Source organism: Gemmata obscuriglobus (assembly GCF_008065095.1).
Classification (GTDB): domain Bacteria; phylum Planctomycetota; class Planctomycetia; order Gemmatales; family Gemmataceae; genus Gemmata; species Gemmata obscuriglobus.
On record NZ_CP042911.1, the window covers coordinates 8,881,669 to 8,896,073 of the forward strand.

The 14,405-nt window shown below is 67.0% G+C and carries 11 protein-coding genes; 3 read left to right on the forward strand and 8 right to left on the reverse strand.

The window, feature by feature from the left end:
* Nucleotides 1-6 precede the first annotated feature (6 nt).
* From rpsS to GobsT_RS36910, 6 genes are all read right to left on the reverse strand, one after another.
* Complete coding sequence (gene rpsS / locus GobsT_RS36885; RefSeq protein ID WP_010043963.1) at nt 7-279, reverse strand: 30S ribosomal protein S19; 273 nt, start codon at nt 277-279, stop codon at nt 7-9.
* Nucleotides 280-438: 159 nt separating this feature from the next.
* A complete protein-coding gene (rplB, locus tag GobsT_RS36890) occupies nt 439-1,317 on the reverse strand; it encodes a 50S ribosomal protein L2 (RefSeq protein WP_010043965.1) in 879 nt (292 codons plus the stop codon).
* 101 nt (nt 1,318-1,418) lie between these two features.
* Nucleotides 1,419-1,784: a 50S ribosomal protein L23 gene (gene rplW, locus GobsT_RS36895; RefSeq protein ID WP_010043966.1), complete on the reverse strand. Its 366-nt coding sequence runs from the start codon at nt 1,782-1,784 to the stop codon at nt 1,419-1,421.
* A 73-nt stretch (nt 1,785-1,857) separates the two neighbouring features.
* Nucleotides 1,858-2,625 (reverse strand): 50S ribosomal protein L4, encoded by a 768-nt coding sequence (gene rplD / locus GobsT_RS36900; RefSeq protein ID WP_081471775.1) that lies wholly within the window; start codon nt 2,623-2,625, stop codon nt 1,858-1,860.
* 230 nt (nt 2,626-2,855) lie between these two features.
* Nucleotides 2,856-3,188, reverse strand: a complete 333-nt coding sequence (rpsJ, locus tag GobsT_RS36905; protein ID WP_010043970.1) for a 30S ribosomal protein S10 — start codon at nt 3,186-3,188, stop codon at nt 2,856-2,858.
* 223 nt (nt 3,189-3,411) lie between these two features.
* A complete protein-coding gene (locus GobsT_RS36910; RefSeq protein WP_010043973.1) occupies nt 3,412-5,907 on the reverse strand; it encodes a zinc-dependent metalloprotease in 2,496 nt (831 codons plus the stop codon).
* A gap of 323 nt (nt 5,908-6,230) precedes the next feature.
* Here GobsT_RS36910 and GobsT_RS36915 point away from each other — a divergent pair, with 323 nt between their 5' ends.
* From GobsT_RS36915 to GobsT_RS36925, 3 genes are all read left to right on the forward strand, one after another.
* Nucleotides 6,231-7,100, forward strand: a complete 870-nt coding sequence (locus GobsT_RS36915) for a hypothetical protein (RefSeq protein WP_010043975.1) — start codon at nt 6,231-6,233, stop codon at nt 7,098-7,100.
* Nucleotides 7,101-7,152: 52 nt separating this feature from the next.
* On the forward strand, nt 7,153-10,125 hold the full coding sequence (locus GobsT_RS36920; RefSeq protein ID WP_010043977.1) for a DUF1553 domain-containing protein: 2,973 nt from the start codon (nt 7,153-7,155) through the stop codon (nt 10,123-10,125).
* Nucleotides 10,126-10,203: 78 nt separating this feature from the next.
* Nucleotides 10,204-11,589: a DUF1501 domain-containing protein gene (locus tag GobsT_RS36925; protein WP_109571375.1), complete on the forward strand. Its 1,386-nt coding sequence runs from the start codon at nt 10,204-10,206 to the stop codon at nt 11,587-11,589.
* Between the two features lie 192 nt (nt 11,590-11,781).
* Here GobsT_RS36925 and GobsT_RS36930 read toward each other — a convergent pair whose 3' ends face one another.
* Nucleotides 11,782-12,447: a hypothetical protein gene (locus tag GobsT_RS36930; protein ID WP_010049947.1), complete on the reverse strand. Its 666-nt coding sequence runs from the start codon at nt 12,445-12,447 to the stop codon at nt 11,782-11,784.
* A gap of 41 nt (nt 12,448-12,488) precedes the next feature.
* Nucleotides 12,489-14,390: a CocE/NonD family hydrolase gene (locus GobsT_RS36935; RefSeq protein WP_010049948.1), complete on the reverse strand. Its 1,902-nt coding sequence runs from the start codon at nt 14,388-14,390 to the stop codon at nt 12,489-12,491.
* Between the last annotated feature and the right edge of the window lie 15 nt (nt 14,391-14,405).

Sequence of the window (14,405 nt, forward strand, 5' to 3'; positions counted from 1 at the left end):
TTTTCGTTACTTGGCCGCAGCCTTCTTCCCGCCCGAGTGGCCCTTGAAGGTCCGCGTCGGGGAGAACTCGCCGAGCTTGTGCCCGACCATGTCTTCCGTGCAGTAGACCTTGAAAAAGGTCTTACCGTTGTGGACAAGGAACGTCGCGCCGATGAATTCGGGGACGATCGTGCAGTCCCGCGACCACGTCTTGATCGGTTCCTTGCCTTGGCCCTGCTTCTCGACCTTCGCCAGCAGACGGAGGTCGACGTGCGGACCTTTCTTCAGCGACCGGCTCATGCTTTCTTTCGCCTCGTGAACTCGGCGCCCCGGACAAAGCAAAAACCCGGCACATTCAAACCGGGAAGAATCACTATATGAACGCTTCGAGAGGGAGGCCAGTTGTTTTTAGCTAACCGGCCTTCCCGGCAAACAATTCGCTACCGAACCAGAACGCGATCAGGCGGTGTTCTGGAACCGACCCGCCGGACGGCGGCGAATGATCGCCTTGCCGCCGGGCTTCCGCTTGTGGCGGGTCTTGCCGCCCTTCGCGGGCACGCCGGTCTTCGAGCACGGGTTGCGACCGCCGGCCGTCCGCCCTTCGCCGCCGCCCATCGGGTGGTCGGTCGGGTTCATCGTCGTGCCGCGGTTGTGGGGCTTGCGCCCCTTCCACCGCATACGGCCGGCCTTGCCGATGCTGATGTTCATGTGCTCTGCGTTCGACACCACGCCGATCGTCGCGCGGCACTTGCTCGACACGCGGCGGATTTCGCCGCTCGGCATGGTGAGCTGCGCCCACTCCTTCTCGCGTGCCGTCAGCACCGCACCGCACCCGGCCGAGCGGCAAATCTGGCCGCCCTTGCCCGGCACCAACTCGACGTTGTGGACCGTCATGCCGAGGGGCACCTTCCACAGCGGCATGCAGTTGCCCGGCTTCGGCTCGACCGCGTCGCCCTCGCCCGAGATCACCTTGTCGCCGGCCTTCAGGCCGTTCGGCGCAAGGATGTACGCCCGGGAGAAATCGTGCTTCTCGTCGCGAGGGTACTCGATCAGGGCGATACGACTGGTCCGGTTCGGGTCGTACTCGACGCTGATGACCGTCGCGGCCACATCGTCACGCTTCCGCTTGAAATCGATGACGCGGTAGCGCTGCTTGTGACCACCCCCACGGAACCGTGACGTCACGATCCCCTGGTTGTTGCGCCCGCCCTTTTTCTTCTTGGGCTTGAGCAGCTTTTTCTCGGGGCTGTTCGCGCGGGGGGTGGTGCAGTCCGCGAAGTCGGACACCATCCCGGCCCGGCGGCCCGCGGAAGTCGGTTTGTATTGTTTAACGCCCATGGCAGTTCTCAGTGGTCGGTGTTCAGTGTGCAGTCGAAACCAAGTCAGCCGGCGGCCCAGTTGCACTCAACTGCTCACAGCCCACTGACCACTACCCACTGTTAGAAGAACTCGATCTTGTCTTCCGCGTTCAACGTGACGATGGCCTTCTTCCAGGTCGGGAGCTGGCCGATCGACTGCCGGAACCGCCGCTTCTTGCCCTCGCGCACCTGGGTGCGGACAGCCTCGACGCGGACGCTGAACAGCTCCTCGATCGCCGCCTTGATCTGCGTCTTGGTGGCGAGCGGGTTCACCTGGAACGTGTAGGCGTTGTACCGGGTGCTCTGGTGAGTGCCCTTCTCGGTGACGAGCGGGCGGAGCACCACCTGGTACGGCCGCAGCTCGATGCCGCTCTCGCCGTGAACGCAGGGCTGGCGCAGCGCCAGCTTGCGCCGGTACTTTTTCGGATGCGGTCGTGTGGTCGCCATCTCTCGCCCTCATCTCCGCCCGACCTGCCGGCCGGAGCTTGCCTCGTGTGTGTGCCCAGCGGTCCCCGACGCGTTACGACTTGGCGGCACCCACCGCCCGCAGCGCCTCGAACGCAGCCTTCGTCAACACGAGCCGCTTCTGCTTCAGCACCGTGTAGCAGTTGAACTCGGCCGCCGGCAGAACCTTCACGCCTTCGATGTTGCGGGCCGACTTGTAGACGTTCGGGTCGAGTTTCTCGGTCCCGATCAGCACCGTCGTGTCCGCCAGCGTCAGCTCGATCTCTTTCTCGCCCTGTTCCGTCTTTTTCTTCTTTTTGCCGATCTTGATCGCCTTCAGCACGCCGACGACTTCTTTCGTCTTCGGGGCCGCGAGCGCGAACTCGTCGAGAATGACCACTTGCCCGTCCAGGAACTTGGACAGGATCGCCATCCGCGTGGCCGCCTTCACCGACTTCTTCGGCAGGTGGTACTCGTAGTCGCGGGGCTTCGGCCCCTTCGCCGTGCCACCACCGCGACGCTTGTTGGTCCGCTTGGTACCGGCACGAGCGTTACCCGTGCCCTTCTGCCGGAACAGCTTCTTCGTGCTGCCCGCGACCTGACCGCGGCGGAGCGTGTGGTGGGTACCGGCCCGCTGGTTAGCGAGGTACATCAGCACCACGTCGTGCATCAACTGGCGGCTGATCTTCCCGCCGAACTCGGACGGGTTGATGTCAACCGTACCGACTTCCGCGCCGGACCGGTTCACGACCGGCACCTTCAGGGTGCCCGTGACCTCGATCAAACGAGCAACGGGAGCCGCAACCCCGTTTTCAGGGGCCGATGCCACAGTATTTTCCGCCATTGTTCAGCCACTCCTGACCATCTCGCCTGCGCCGGTTTGCCCGGCGTAACCGCGGTGTTGAGCAACTCGGCCCTTAACGGGCGGCATGAAGCTCGGCGGTGAAGCGTGGTCGCGTTCTTCGCATGAAGCCGCCCGCGATGGTGCTTCGATTGAAGCGTCCGCCGCGGGCGGGAGTTAATCTTTGTAGCACTCGTACCGAAAGCGACAACAGCGATCCGTGAAAGTTTTGCTTAGCTGCCCGCGATCACGCGAATCTTGATGTCGACGCCCGGGGGCAGGTTGAGCCCCTTGTTCAGCGCTTCGATCGTCTTCTGGTTCGGCTTCAGGATGTCGATGAGCCGCTTGTGGGTGCGGATCTCGAACTGCTCGCGGCTCTTGCGGTCGATGTGCGGGGACCGCAGCACCGTGTACCGCTCGATGCGGGTGGGCAGCGGGATCGGCCCGTGCACGGTCGCCTCGTTGTCACGAGCGGTCTTCACGATCTCGGCCGCCGTCCGGTCGAGCACCTCGTGGTCGTAACCTTCCATACGGATGCGGATGCGTTCGCTTGCGGGTCCGGCCACGATTGCCCCTCGAATCATCCCCGCACTGCGGCGGGGCGGAAATTCAGGAAAGTGTAAACGTAAGGGTTGTGCGTTCGGGCGTCAAGGCTTGAGCGCTACGCGGCATTGCGAATTGTGCGTTCGCTGTTGCCGATCTCTGCCGCCGCGCATTGAGCCGCCGACGCGGTGGCGGTGTGTTTGTTGCGCACCGCTACCGCGTCGGCTCACGTGTCAAAACGGTGAGTCACTTCTTCTTGTCCGCGGCGAGCAGCGCGACGATTTCGCTCCGCAGGTCCGCGATGTGCGCCACCGTCAGCGGGTCCTGTGCCTTGCCCTCGGCCGCTTCCAGTTGCTCACCGAGTTTCGCCAGCGACTGCCGAGCCACGGCCCGCAGCTCGCTCGCCGGGCGCGGGCCGGCCGACCCCGTGCTGAGTCCCGGAATCGATGGCGTGGCCGCCGCAGCCGGGGGCGCGAACTCCGCCTTCAGCGTGTCGAGGTAGGCCCGCTGGAGCTGGCGCCGCAGCGGGTCGATCTTGGGCGCATCGGCCTTCAGTTCCGAGAACACCCCGTCCTGAATGTCGGCGACCAGTTCCGCCGCGGTGTAGGCCTTCTCGGGGGCGAGCAGTTCCGCGTCCGTCAGGCGTGCGAGCCGGACGGGGCTGAGCAGGCTGCGCAGCAGCAGCCGCTGCTGGTTCGAGACGTCCGAACCGGTCCCGCTGAACTTGAACTGGTTCACCAGCCCCGGGGCCAGCAGCTTGGTCGGCGTGGTAAACGCGTGGTCGAGCAGGAACTTCACTGCCTCCTTCTGCTTCTCCTTCGACACGCGCGAGAACGCCTCCCCGCCGCGGCCGCCGAGCGTCCGGCTCTCGACCACCCCGCCCACCTGTTTCGCCACCGCGCCGAACCACCCCAGCCGGGCCTGGAGCATGTCGCCGTACACCTCCTCAAGCAGCGAGTAGTCCTCGCCCTTCTCCGTGGTCGCCGCGAGCAGGTGCCCCGCGACGCGGTCGAGGTTCTTCAGCCCCAGCGCGGTCACCTGGACCGGGTCGCTGCCGATGTTCTCGGTCAGCACCGTCGGGTCCACGGACGACGGGCCGTCTTCGCCGCCGAACCGCAGGAACGGGTTGGTGAGCTGCTTCGCGGCCCACTCGTCGAGCGTCTTGCGCTCCTCGTCCGGGGTCTTCGCGGACGGGATCGGCTTGTACCCCCACTCGATGGCGAAGTAGTCGTACGGCGCGAGCTTCGGCAGCAGGTGCTTGGGGTCCACCTTGTCCTCGGGCTGCGCGACGTAGTTGCACCGGCCGTAGGACATGATCGACGCCACGCTCCCGTGCTCGGCGCAGAACTTCGGGTCGCGGAGCTGGCTCACGGAGTACGCCTGGCTGGCGCGGTGGTTGTGCCGCAGCCCGATCGTGTGCCCGACCTCGTGGGCGCACACGTACCGGATCATGGCCCCGGTGGTCTCGTCGGGGAGCGGGAACTTGCGGGCCTTCGGGTCCACCGCCGAGCACTGCACGAAGTACCACGTCTGGCAGGTCTTCACGATGTCGTGCCAGAAGATGATGTGGGCCGAGATCACCTCGCCGGACCGCGGGTCGTGGACGTGCGGCCCCATCGCGTTCTGCACCGGCTCGGCCACCCAGCGGATCACCGAGTGTCGCGCGTCCTCGGGGTCGAAGTTGGGGTCCTCGGCGCGGGTCGGCACGTCCCGGCACACGATCGCGTTCTTGAACCCGGCCTTCTCGAACGCCGGCGCCCAGTCCTCGACGCCCTGCTTCATGTACGACCGCCACTTCTCCGGGATCTCCTTCGACAGGTAGAAGGTGATCGGCTTCACCACCTCGCTGACGGCGTCGTTCGGGTTCTTCTTTTCGAGCCGGAACCGGGTGATGTACTCCCGGGAAACGGCCCAGTTCTTCGGGTGCGCGTAGTCCGCGAACTCCTCGGTGAAGTACCCGACGCGCGGGTCGAACAGCCGCCCCTGCATCGGCGCCTCGGGCAGCAGCACGAGGCTGTGGTGGACCAGCGCGGTGACGCTCCGCGCCCCGCCGCCCAGCCCCGGCGCGCCGAACGGCGAGCCGCCGCCGCTGGCGCGGAACGTGATCGTCGCGCGGGCCTCGATGTTCGAGGGGAACGCTTTCACCTCCGACAGGTACGAGCGCGAGGAGTCCACGCTCGCCCCGCTCACCCCCGCCGCGCGGGTAATGGGCAGGTCCGTCAGCCCCAGGATGAACGTGTCCGACACGTTGACGACCGCGGCCCGGTCCTTGCCCTCGCACTCCACGTTGAACACCGCGACGATGGCGTCGGTGGCGCTGGCGTCGATGGCCGCCTGCACGGCCTTGCCGTCGGACCGCTTGGAGAACCCGACCTTCCACAGGTACATCTTGTTGCCGCGGCGCTCGAACTTCAGCACCGTGTGCCCGAGGTCCGCGCCGCCCCAGCTCCCGCCCATGCCGCCGCCCGGCCCCTTCGCGACCTCGGCGCGCCAGAGGAGCAGCCGGCCCTGCTTGTCCTGTGGGATCTCGAAATACAACTTGTCCTCGTGTCGGTGGACCGCGAACACCCCCGGTGAGGTCGTGAAGTCCTTGGTAATAACGTCGTCGTACTTCTTGAGGTCGCCGAGCTTGGAGACGCTCCGGGGCGGCGGGGCCGGCTGCTTCGCGCCGGCCGTGTCGGCACGGGAGGTGAGGAGGGCGAGCGCGGCGACGAAGCCGGCGCTCGCAAGGCGGGTGCGCATCGGGTGGGAACCTCGGAATAGGCCGGTCCGGTCGTCGCGGGCCAACGGACGCGCGGGCAGCCGTCGCCCCTGGTCCGCAGGGGAACACGGCAGAACCGTTGGCCCGGCGTCGCCGGATTCAGGTTGGGGTAACTAGGAATATCCTACCGCCTGGGTAAAGAATGCGGGGGCCACATGTCGAAAAGCGCGCGAGGCCATGTCGCTACAACCGGAATATCAGGCCCGGCCGCGAGTCTCGAAGGCCCCGCGGCGCGGAACCGCGCGAAACGGCCGCGACCTGTGCCCGATACTCTTCTGGCGCTGCGCGCACAGGAGCTTCCGGTATGACGCCGCTCTGTCTGGTCACCCTCTGCGCGATCGGCGCCGACCCGGCGCCATACCCGTACCCGAGCGCCCCCCCCCTGACCCCGCCCGACGTCGCGGCGCGGCGGGTGCCGTTCTACCTGAAGCCGGTCGAGAAGCGGATGCGCGAGCGGGTCGCGCAACTGGCGTTCGTCGGTGCAGGGCGCCCCGCACCGGCCCAATCGTTCCTGTGGCAGCCGGCGTTTCAGGAGGACCACATCCTCCGCACCCCGGTGCGCGAGTACGTTCCGCAGCCGGGCGACATCGTGCTGAGCGCCGACGGCTCCCTGTTCTGGAAGACGATGCACAACCTCGCGGGCACCAGCCACCCGACGCACTCGATGATCGTGTTCCAGATGCCCGACGGGAAAATGGGCATCATTGAGGGCGGGCCGCACGACACGCTGAAGTGTCGCGTGCTGGAGGCCCTCCCGCACATGCTCTCCTACGAGAACGAGGGGCGCGTGTGGGTGCGGCGCCGCGCGTGCCCGCTCACGCCCGAGCAGTCGGCCCGGCTGACCGAGTTCGCGCTGGCCGTGGACGGGCGCGAGTTCGCCATCAAGCGGCTGGCGCGACAGCTCACGCCGTTCCGCACCCGCGGCCCGGTGCGCACGTTCTTCGTGGGTCAGCCCCACGGCATCGGCCACGACAGCTACTTCTGTAGCGAGTTGGTGACCGAGGCGTGCGTGTACGCGGGCCTGCTGGACCCGCGCACGGCGCGCCCGTCGGCGACGTACCCGCGCGACCTGTTCATGGACCACTCGCTGAACCCCTACCTGAACCGCTATCTGAAGCTGGCCCCGGCGTGGGACCCGCCGGCCCGTTGGACCAGTTGGGCGCCGGGGCGTTGATTCCGGGCGGCGGGTGGGGGAGAATGGCGCCCCCGCCTTTGCCGGAGGCGCCATGCGCTGCCTGCTCTCCCTGTGCCTGCTGCTGTGCGCGACGCGCGCCGGTCGCAGCGCCCCGCCCGACTTCGACACCCACGTTGCGCCCGTGCTGGCGTCCCGCTGCTTGAGCTGCCACAGCGGGGACAAACCCAAGGGCGGGTTCGACGTGTCCCGCAAGGGCACGGTGCTCGGCGGCGAGGCGCCGGCAGTGGTGCCCGGTAAGCCCGCCGGCAGTTCCCTCTGGGAACGGGTCGCCGCGGGCGAGATGCCGCCCAAGAAACCGTTACCCGAAGCCGAACAGAAGCTGCTCAAAGAGTGGATCGAGGGCGGGGCGAAGTGGGGCACCGACCCCATCGACCCGTTCCGCTTCACCACCTCGTCCCGCGCCGGCCGCGACTGGTGGGCGCTGCAACCGATCCGGACCGGCTCTGTCCCGGCCGCAGGAAACGGCATCGACCACTTCGTAACTGCGAAGCTGGCCGAGAAGGGGCTCTCGCTCTCACCGGAAGCCGACCGCCGGACGCTGATCCGCCGGGCGTACTTCGACCTCATCGGGTTACCTCCGACGCCCGAAGAGGTGAGCGTGTTCGTCGCCGACAAGGCCCCCGACGCTTACGAGAAGGTGATCGACCGGCTGCTCGCCTCGCCGCATTACGGCGAGCGCTGGGCGCGCCACTGGCTCGACGTGGTGCGCTACGGCGAGAGCGACGGGTTCGAGCGCAACACCCCGCGCCCGAACGCGTGGCACTACCGCGACTGGCTGATCCGCGCGCTGAACACCGACCTACCCTACGACCAGTTCGCCAAGCTCCAACTCGCCGGCGACGTACTCCGCCCCGACGACCCGGAGGCGGCCCGCGCCACGGGCTACCTCGTCGCCGGGGTCCACAACACCGTTCTGGGCAACGATCAGATGCGCGCAGTCGCGCGGCAGGACGAGTTGGAGGACATCGTCGGCGGGGTCGCGCAGACGTTCCTGGGCTTAACGGCGAACTGCGCGCGGTGCCACGACCACAAGTTCGACCCCGTCGCACAAGCGGACTACTACCGGCTCGCGGCCGCGCTCGGCGGGGTCGGGTTCGGCGAGCGCGGCTTGCCCGATCCGAAGGGGCGTGCGGCAATCGCCCGGCTCCAACAGCAGCTCGACGATGCCATTGCAAAAGTGACCGCCATCGAAGAACCGGCCCGTGCGGCCACTCTAGCGGCGAAAGGAGCCGGGCGACGGGCCGCTCCCGCGCCGGTCGCGGCGTGGGACTTCCGAAGCGGCGGCGTGGATCTCATCGGGACGCTCCACGCAAAACCCGTTGGCGGGACAACGCTCGCGCCCGCCGGCGCGGCCTTCGACGGCAAGACGGGGCTGCTGCGCACGCCCCCGATCCCATTCGAGCTGCGCGCCAAAACGATCGAAGCCTGGGTGCGGTTGGACTCACTCGCTCAGCGCGGTGGAGGCATCATGACCGTTGAAACGCCCGACGGGGCGGAGTTCGACGCGATCGTGTTCGGCGAGAACGAGCCCGGGCGCTGGATGGCCGGGAGCAACGGGTTCGTGCGGTACAAGTCGTTCGGCGGCCCGGAAGAAACCGACGCCACAAAAGAGCCGGTTCACGTCGCCATCACGTTCGCCACCGACGGGACCGTCACGGGCTACCGCAACGGGAAACGGTACGGCAAAGGCTACGTCTCGCGAGAGCCGGTCACGTTCAAGGCCGATAAGGCCATAATCGTGTTCGGGTGCCGACACGAACCGGCGGGCGGGAACCGGATGCTGGCGGGCGCGGTCAGTGCGGCCCGGCTCTACGACCGGGCGCTGTCGGCGGAAGAAGTCGCCGCGTCGTTCGGCGCCGGGGCCGCGTTCGCCACAGCCGCCGAAATCGAAGCGAAGCTCACAACCGAACAACGGGCCGCCCGCGCCGAGGCGGCCCGGTTGCGCGACCGGCTCGCAACGGACCTCGCGCAACTCAAGACCCGGGTGGTGAACGCGAAGGCGTACACCAACGTGCCCCAACCGCCGGGCACGACGCGGTTCCTGGCCCGGGGCGACGTGGCGAGCCCCGGCGCGATCGTGCCCCCCGGAGGGCTGCCCGCGCTCGGCCCCAGCGCCGACTTCGGTCTCGCTCCCGACGCCCCCGACGCCGAGCGCCGCAAGAAGCTCGCGGAGTGGATCACGCACCCGAGTAACCCACTGTTCGCCCGGGTCATCGCGAACCGGATCTGGCACTACCACTTCGGAACGGGGCTCGTCGAGACACCCAACGACTTCGGTTTCAACGGCGGCCGACCGTCGCACCCGGAGTTGCTCGACTGGCTCGCGGCGTATTTGGCGAACCCCGACCGCAAGAGCGGCGCCGCATGGAGCCTCAAGGCGCTGCACAAACTGATCGTGACATCGGCCACGTACCGGCAGGCGAGTGCGCCGCGCAACGACGCGCTCGCGAAGGACGCGGACAACCGCTTGCTATGGCGCTATCGCCCGCACCGAATGGAAGGCGAGGCGGTGCGCGACGCGATGCTCGCGACCAGCGGGCTCCTGAACCCGGCGGTGGGCGGGAAGGGGTTCAGCGACTACAAGACGCGCGACTTTAACGGCACTGCGTACTTCGACCCGTTCGACCCGGTGGGGCCGGAGTTCCACCGCCGCAGCGTCTACCGGTTCACCCCCCGCGGTGCGAACCTGGGGCTGCTCGACACGTTCGATTGCCCTGACCCGGCCGCAGCGGCGCCGCGCCGCGCGACCACAACTACCCCGCTCCAGGCGCTGGCACTGTGGAACAACGGGTTCGCGCTCCGGGCCGCCGGTGCGCTTGCGGATCGTGTGGCCAAAGAGGCGAACGGAACCGAGGGCCAGGCACGCCGCGCGTGGGCGCTAACCTACCAACGTGCCCCAACCCCCGAAGAGTTGAAGCTCGCCACGAAGCTCGTCGGCGACCACGGATTAAAGGCGCTGTGCCGTGTGCTGTTCAACAGCAACGAATTTGTGACCATTGAGTGACGCTCCTGGTGCCCTTGCGGGAGCAGTCAGTCCCGCCAAGCGAAACGCTGTGCGCCTCACTGTGAAGCGAGAATAGCCATGCTTCCGAACCGCCGCGACTTCTTCTGCTCCGCGTCGGCCCTTGGGGCAACCGCGGCGCTTCACCTACTCGCGGGTGCGAAACCGCACCACGCGCCGAAGGCCAAGCGCGCGATCCAGATTTCACTCGTCGGCGGGTTGAGCCATCTCGACTCGTTCGACTATAAGCCCGATCTCACGCGGCTGCACGGGAAGGCGCTCGCGAGCGACACCAAACCGGACGTGTTCTTCGGACAGGTCGGGCTGCTGCGCAAGCCCGACTGGGAGTTTAAGCGGCGCGGGAAGAGCGGGCTGTGGGTGTCCGAGCTGTTCCCGCACCTCGCCGGCGTAGCCGACGAACTCACGGTCATCAACTCGATGACCGCGGACAGCGCGAACCACACTCCGGCGCTATTCGTGCTCAACAGCGGGTTCCAGTTCAATGGCTACCCGGCGCTCGGCGCGTGGCTCTCCTACGGGCTCGGGAGCGAGGCCGAAGACCTGCCCGCGTTCGTCGTGCTGCCCGACGGCCGCGGCGACGCGAACGGGGCCGCGTCGAACTGGTCGAGCGGGTTCCTGCCGGCCCAGCACCAGGGCGTCATTTTTCGCGGCGGCGACGCGCCCGTGCGTGACCTCTTCCCCGAAAAGCCAATACCGGCGGGCGAAGAAAGCGCCTCACGCGCCGCGCTCGACGCTCTGAACGTGCTTCACCTTCAGAGGAGCGGCAACGAAGACGCGCTCGCGGCGCGGATGCAGAGCTACGCCCTGGCCGCCAAGATGCAACTCGCGGTGCCCGCGGTCGCGGACCTCTCGAAAGAGTCGGCGAAGTTGAAATCGCAGTACGGCCTCGACGACCCGAAAACCGCTGACTGCGGGCGGCGGTGCCTGCTCGCCCGGCGGCTGTTGGAAAAGGGCGTGCGGTTCGTACAGGTTTACAGCGGCGGGCCGATCGCAGGCACGCCACGAACGAGCTGGGACGCGCACGAGAACGTGCTGGAGAACCACGGCGCCGAGGCGGCGCGCATCGACCGGCCCGTGGCGGCGCTGATCCAAGATCTGAAGCAGAAAGACATGCTGAAGGACACGCTCGTGCTCTTCACCACGGAGTTCGGCCGCACGCCGTTCACGCAGAGCGCCGGCAACGTGGTGGGCACCGGCCGCGACCACAACAAGTACGGCTTCACCTGCTGGCTCGCGGGCGCCGGGTGCAAGCCCGGAACCGCGTTCGGCTCGACCGACGACATCGGCTGGAAGGCGAGCGAGCACCCGGTGGCGTGGCACGACTTCCACGCCACCGTGCTGCACCTGCTGGGCATCGATCACGAGAAGCTGACGTTCTACCACAACGGCATCAACCGCCGGCTCACCAACGTTCACGGCGAGGTGGTAAAGGGTGTGCTGGCGTGAGCCGACAAGTTACGGACACGGTCCTCGCGTCGTGCGGTGTTTTGAGTGTGGTCCGCTCGCGGAGCGAGCGGTGCTTCGCGCATGCAATTAACCACATCCAATGGCCCTTGCGCGATGTGGCTACCGCTCGCGGAGCGAGCGGACCACACGCAAAACACGACCTTCATCACACAGCGCAGCCGCACGTGTGCCTTAACGACGCCGGCGATCCTCGCTCGCGTCCCACTCCTCCCACCTACTCTCGCGCGGCTCTTCTTCTTCATCGTCCGGAACCTCGACGCCGAGCTGGTTGAACAGTTCGCGTTTCCGCTCAGCGCCAGCATGATCGAAGAGCCGCGTCAGGCCGAACAGGAGCAGGCCGACGTTCGCAACGAACAGCAAGAACAGTCCGAAGTTTGTCGCGTCGGCGGCCTTGCGGTTCGCGGCCCCGCCGCTGAGTACGAACCACATCACCACCGAAACGACGTGCGCGGCCACCTGGAACCCGGCCCCGACCTTTCCGTTGACGAAGAACGAGAGCAGCCCGAGGACACCGGCGGCGATCAGCCCGAGCAGCAGCGCGCCGTCCATTTGTCGCGCCAGGAGCGCCCGGTTCAATTCGGCACCGGCGCCGATCCCGGCGAGTATCGTCAGCGCCCCGATCCACACCCGCGCGTAGCCCGCGATCATCGACTTCAGGCTGACGCCGATCTGCTTCCCGCGGAACTCGCCCCCGCTCTCCGTGCCCTCGATCACGATGTACGAGCGGAGCGGGAACAGGGGAAGGTAGTTCAGGTGCGCGAAGGTGGTGACGACGTAACAGACCCCGGGCACCCGATCGACCTTCCCGTACGACTTCTCACCGAAAATGATAATCATGGGCGAACTTCACTCCCGGGTTTGGTTGTGCGGAACGCGGGTCACTTTATCACGCCCACGGTGACCCGTGAAGGGTGTTCGGCGTCGCGGTACACGCGGTGCGTTTGCTTCTTGAAGTCCTTCGCGTCGGCCTTGTAGATGTCGCAGAACGTTTGCGGGTTGCGGTCCACGAGCGGGAACCACGTGCTCTGCACCTGCACCATGAGGCGGTGCCCGGGGCGCAGGGTGTGGAACACGTCGGGCATCGTGAACTTGACCTTCGTGACCTCGCCGGGCTTGAACGGCTCGGGCGTCTCGAAGCTGTTGCGGAACTTGCCGCGGAACGGCTCGCCCCGGATGAGCTGCTGGTAGCCGCCCATTCTCACGCCGGTGGGGTTCGGGTCGAGATCGGGGAAATCGTCCGGGTACACGTCGATCACCTTGACCACCCAGTCGGCGTCGGTGCCGGTCGTGGAGACGTACAGTTCCACCTCGACCGGCCCGGCGAGGGTGAGATCGGACTTCAGCGCCTCGGTCTGGTACACGAGCACGTCCGGCCGCGTGGCCGCGAACCGCTGGTCGGCGGTCATGTACTCGCGCACCATGCCGACATCGGTCTTGTTGACGAACGGCACCGGCTTCGCCGGATCACTGACGAACTCGTCGAACGGTTCCGACAGGGGGTGAGGAAGGTGCCCGGGTGTTCCCAATTCGCCCTTGCCGAAGAATTGATAAGCGGTTTTCTCGGCGGCCTTCGGCGGCCAGGCATCGAACTTGCGCCACACGTTGGTCCCGGTCTCGAACACCCACGCCTTCGGGTGCGTGCTCTTGCCGTCGCCCTTCAGGTGCTGCTCGAAGAACGGGAACTCGATCTTCTCGCGGTAGAACTCGCTCGTGTTGGAGTTGAACCGCACGTCGCCCAGGTGGTCGCCGGTGCCGCGGCTCCAGCCGCCGTGGTCCCACGGCCCCATGACGAGGTGGTTGTTCGGCGGCGGGCTGTTGGCCTCCGCGTGCTTGTAGACCTCCAGCGCCCCGAACAGGTTCTCGGCGTCGAACCAGCCCCCGACCGTCAAGACCGCCGGGCGGATGTTCTTGACGTGCTGGCGGATGTTGCGGGCCTTCCAGAACCCGTCATAGGTGCCGTGCTCCATCACCTCGTTCCAGAACGCGATCTCGCCTTTGTAGTACTTGGCGTCGGCGTTCTTGAGCGGCCCCATATCGAGGAAGAACTTGTACCCGTCGGGGGTCTCGTGGTCGAACCGGTCGCGGCTGAACTTCTTGGTCGGCTCCGGCCGCGCCTTGCCGAACCCGGACATGAAGTTGAAGCAGTGCGGCAGGAACAGGCAGCCGTTGTGGTGGAAGTCGTCACCGATGAACCACTCGCTCACCGGCGCCTGTGGGGAGACGGCCTTCACCGCCGGGTGGGCGTCGATCATCCCGCACACGGTGTAGAAGCCGGGGTACGAGATGCCCGTGATCCCCACGCGCCCGTTGTGCCCCTTCACGTTCTTGACGAGCCACTCGACGGTGTCATAGGTGTCGCTGGACTCGTCGATGTCCTTGCCCTTCTTGGCGGGGTTGTGCGGGCGCACGTTCACGTACTCGCCCTCGGACATCCACCGCCCGCGCACGTCCTGCTGCACGAAGATGTAGCCGCTCTGGACGAACAGCGCGCCGGGGCGGAGCGCGTCGGGGTACTTGTCCGGGCCGTAGGGCGCCACGCTGTACGGCGTGCGGGTGAGAATCATCGGGTACGTTTTGGCGTCGTCCTTCGGAACGTAAACGGTGGTGAACAGCTTGACCCCGTCGCGCATCGGAATCTGGTACTCGTACTTCGTGTAGTTGGCGCGGATGTGGTCCTTGAGTTCCGCCCCCGCGAGAGGCTTCGGCGGGGCCGCGGGCTGTGCGAACAGCGGTTGCGGGGCGAAGACCAGTGCGAGCGCGAGTGCGAACCAGCGGGGCATGAGGCACCGGGGAAC

Bases quoted from the DNA above. Each gene is read 5' to 3' on its own strand.
- rplW (WP_010043966.1), bottom strand. From the start codon at position 1,784: ATGGCGACCACACGACCGCATCCGAAAAAGTACCGGCGCAAGCTGGCG.
- rplB (WP_010043965.1), bottom strand. From the start codon at position 1,317: ATGGGCGTTAAACAATACAAACCGACTTCCGCGGGCCGCCGGGCCGGG.
- rplD (WP_081471775.1), bottom strand. From the start codon at position 2,625: ATGGCGGAAAATACTGTGGCATCGGCCCCTGAAAACGGGGTTGCGGCT.
- GobsT_RS36925 (WP_109571375.1), top strand. From the start codon at position 10,204: ATGCTTCCGAACCGCCGCGACTTCTTCTGCTCCGCGTCGGCCCTTGGG.
- GobsT_RS36935 (WP_010049948.1), bottom strand. From the start codon at position 14,390: ATGCCCCGCTGGTTCGCACTCGCGCTCGCACTGGTCTTCGCCCCGCAA.
- rpsS (WP_010043963.1), bottom strand. From the start codon at position 279: ATGAGCCGGTCGCTGAAGAAAGGTCCGCACGTCGACCTCCGTCTGCTG.
- GobsT_RS36930 (WP_010049947.1), bottom strand. From the start codon at position 12,447: ATGATTATCATTTTCGGTGAGAAGTCGTACGGGAAGGTCGATCGGGTG.
- GobsT_RS36915 (WP_010043975.1), top strand. From the start codon at position 6,231: ATGACGCCGCTCTGTCTGGTCACCCTCTGCGCGATCGGCGCCGACCCG.
- GobsT_RS36910 (WP_010043973.1), bottom strand. From the start codon at position 5,907: ATGCGCACCCGCCTTGCGAGCGCCGGCTTCGTCGCCGCGCTCGCCCTC.
- GobsT_RS36920 (WP_010043977.1), top strand. From the start codon at position 7,153: ATGCGCTGCCTGCTCTCCCTGTGCCTGCTGCTGTGCGCGACGCGCGCC.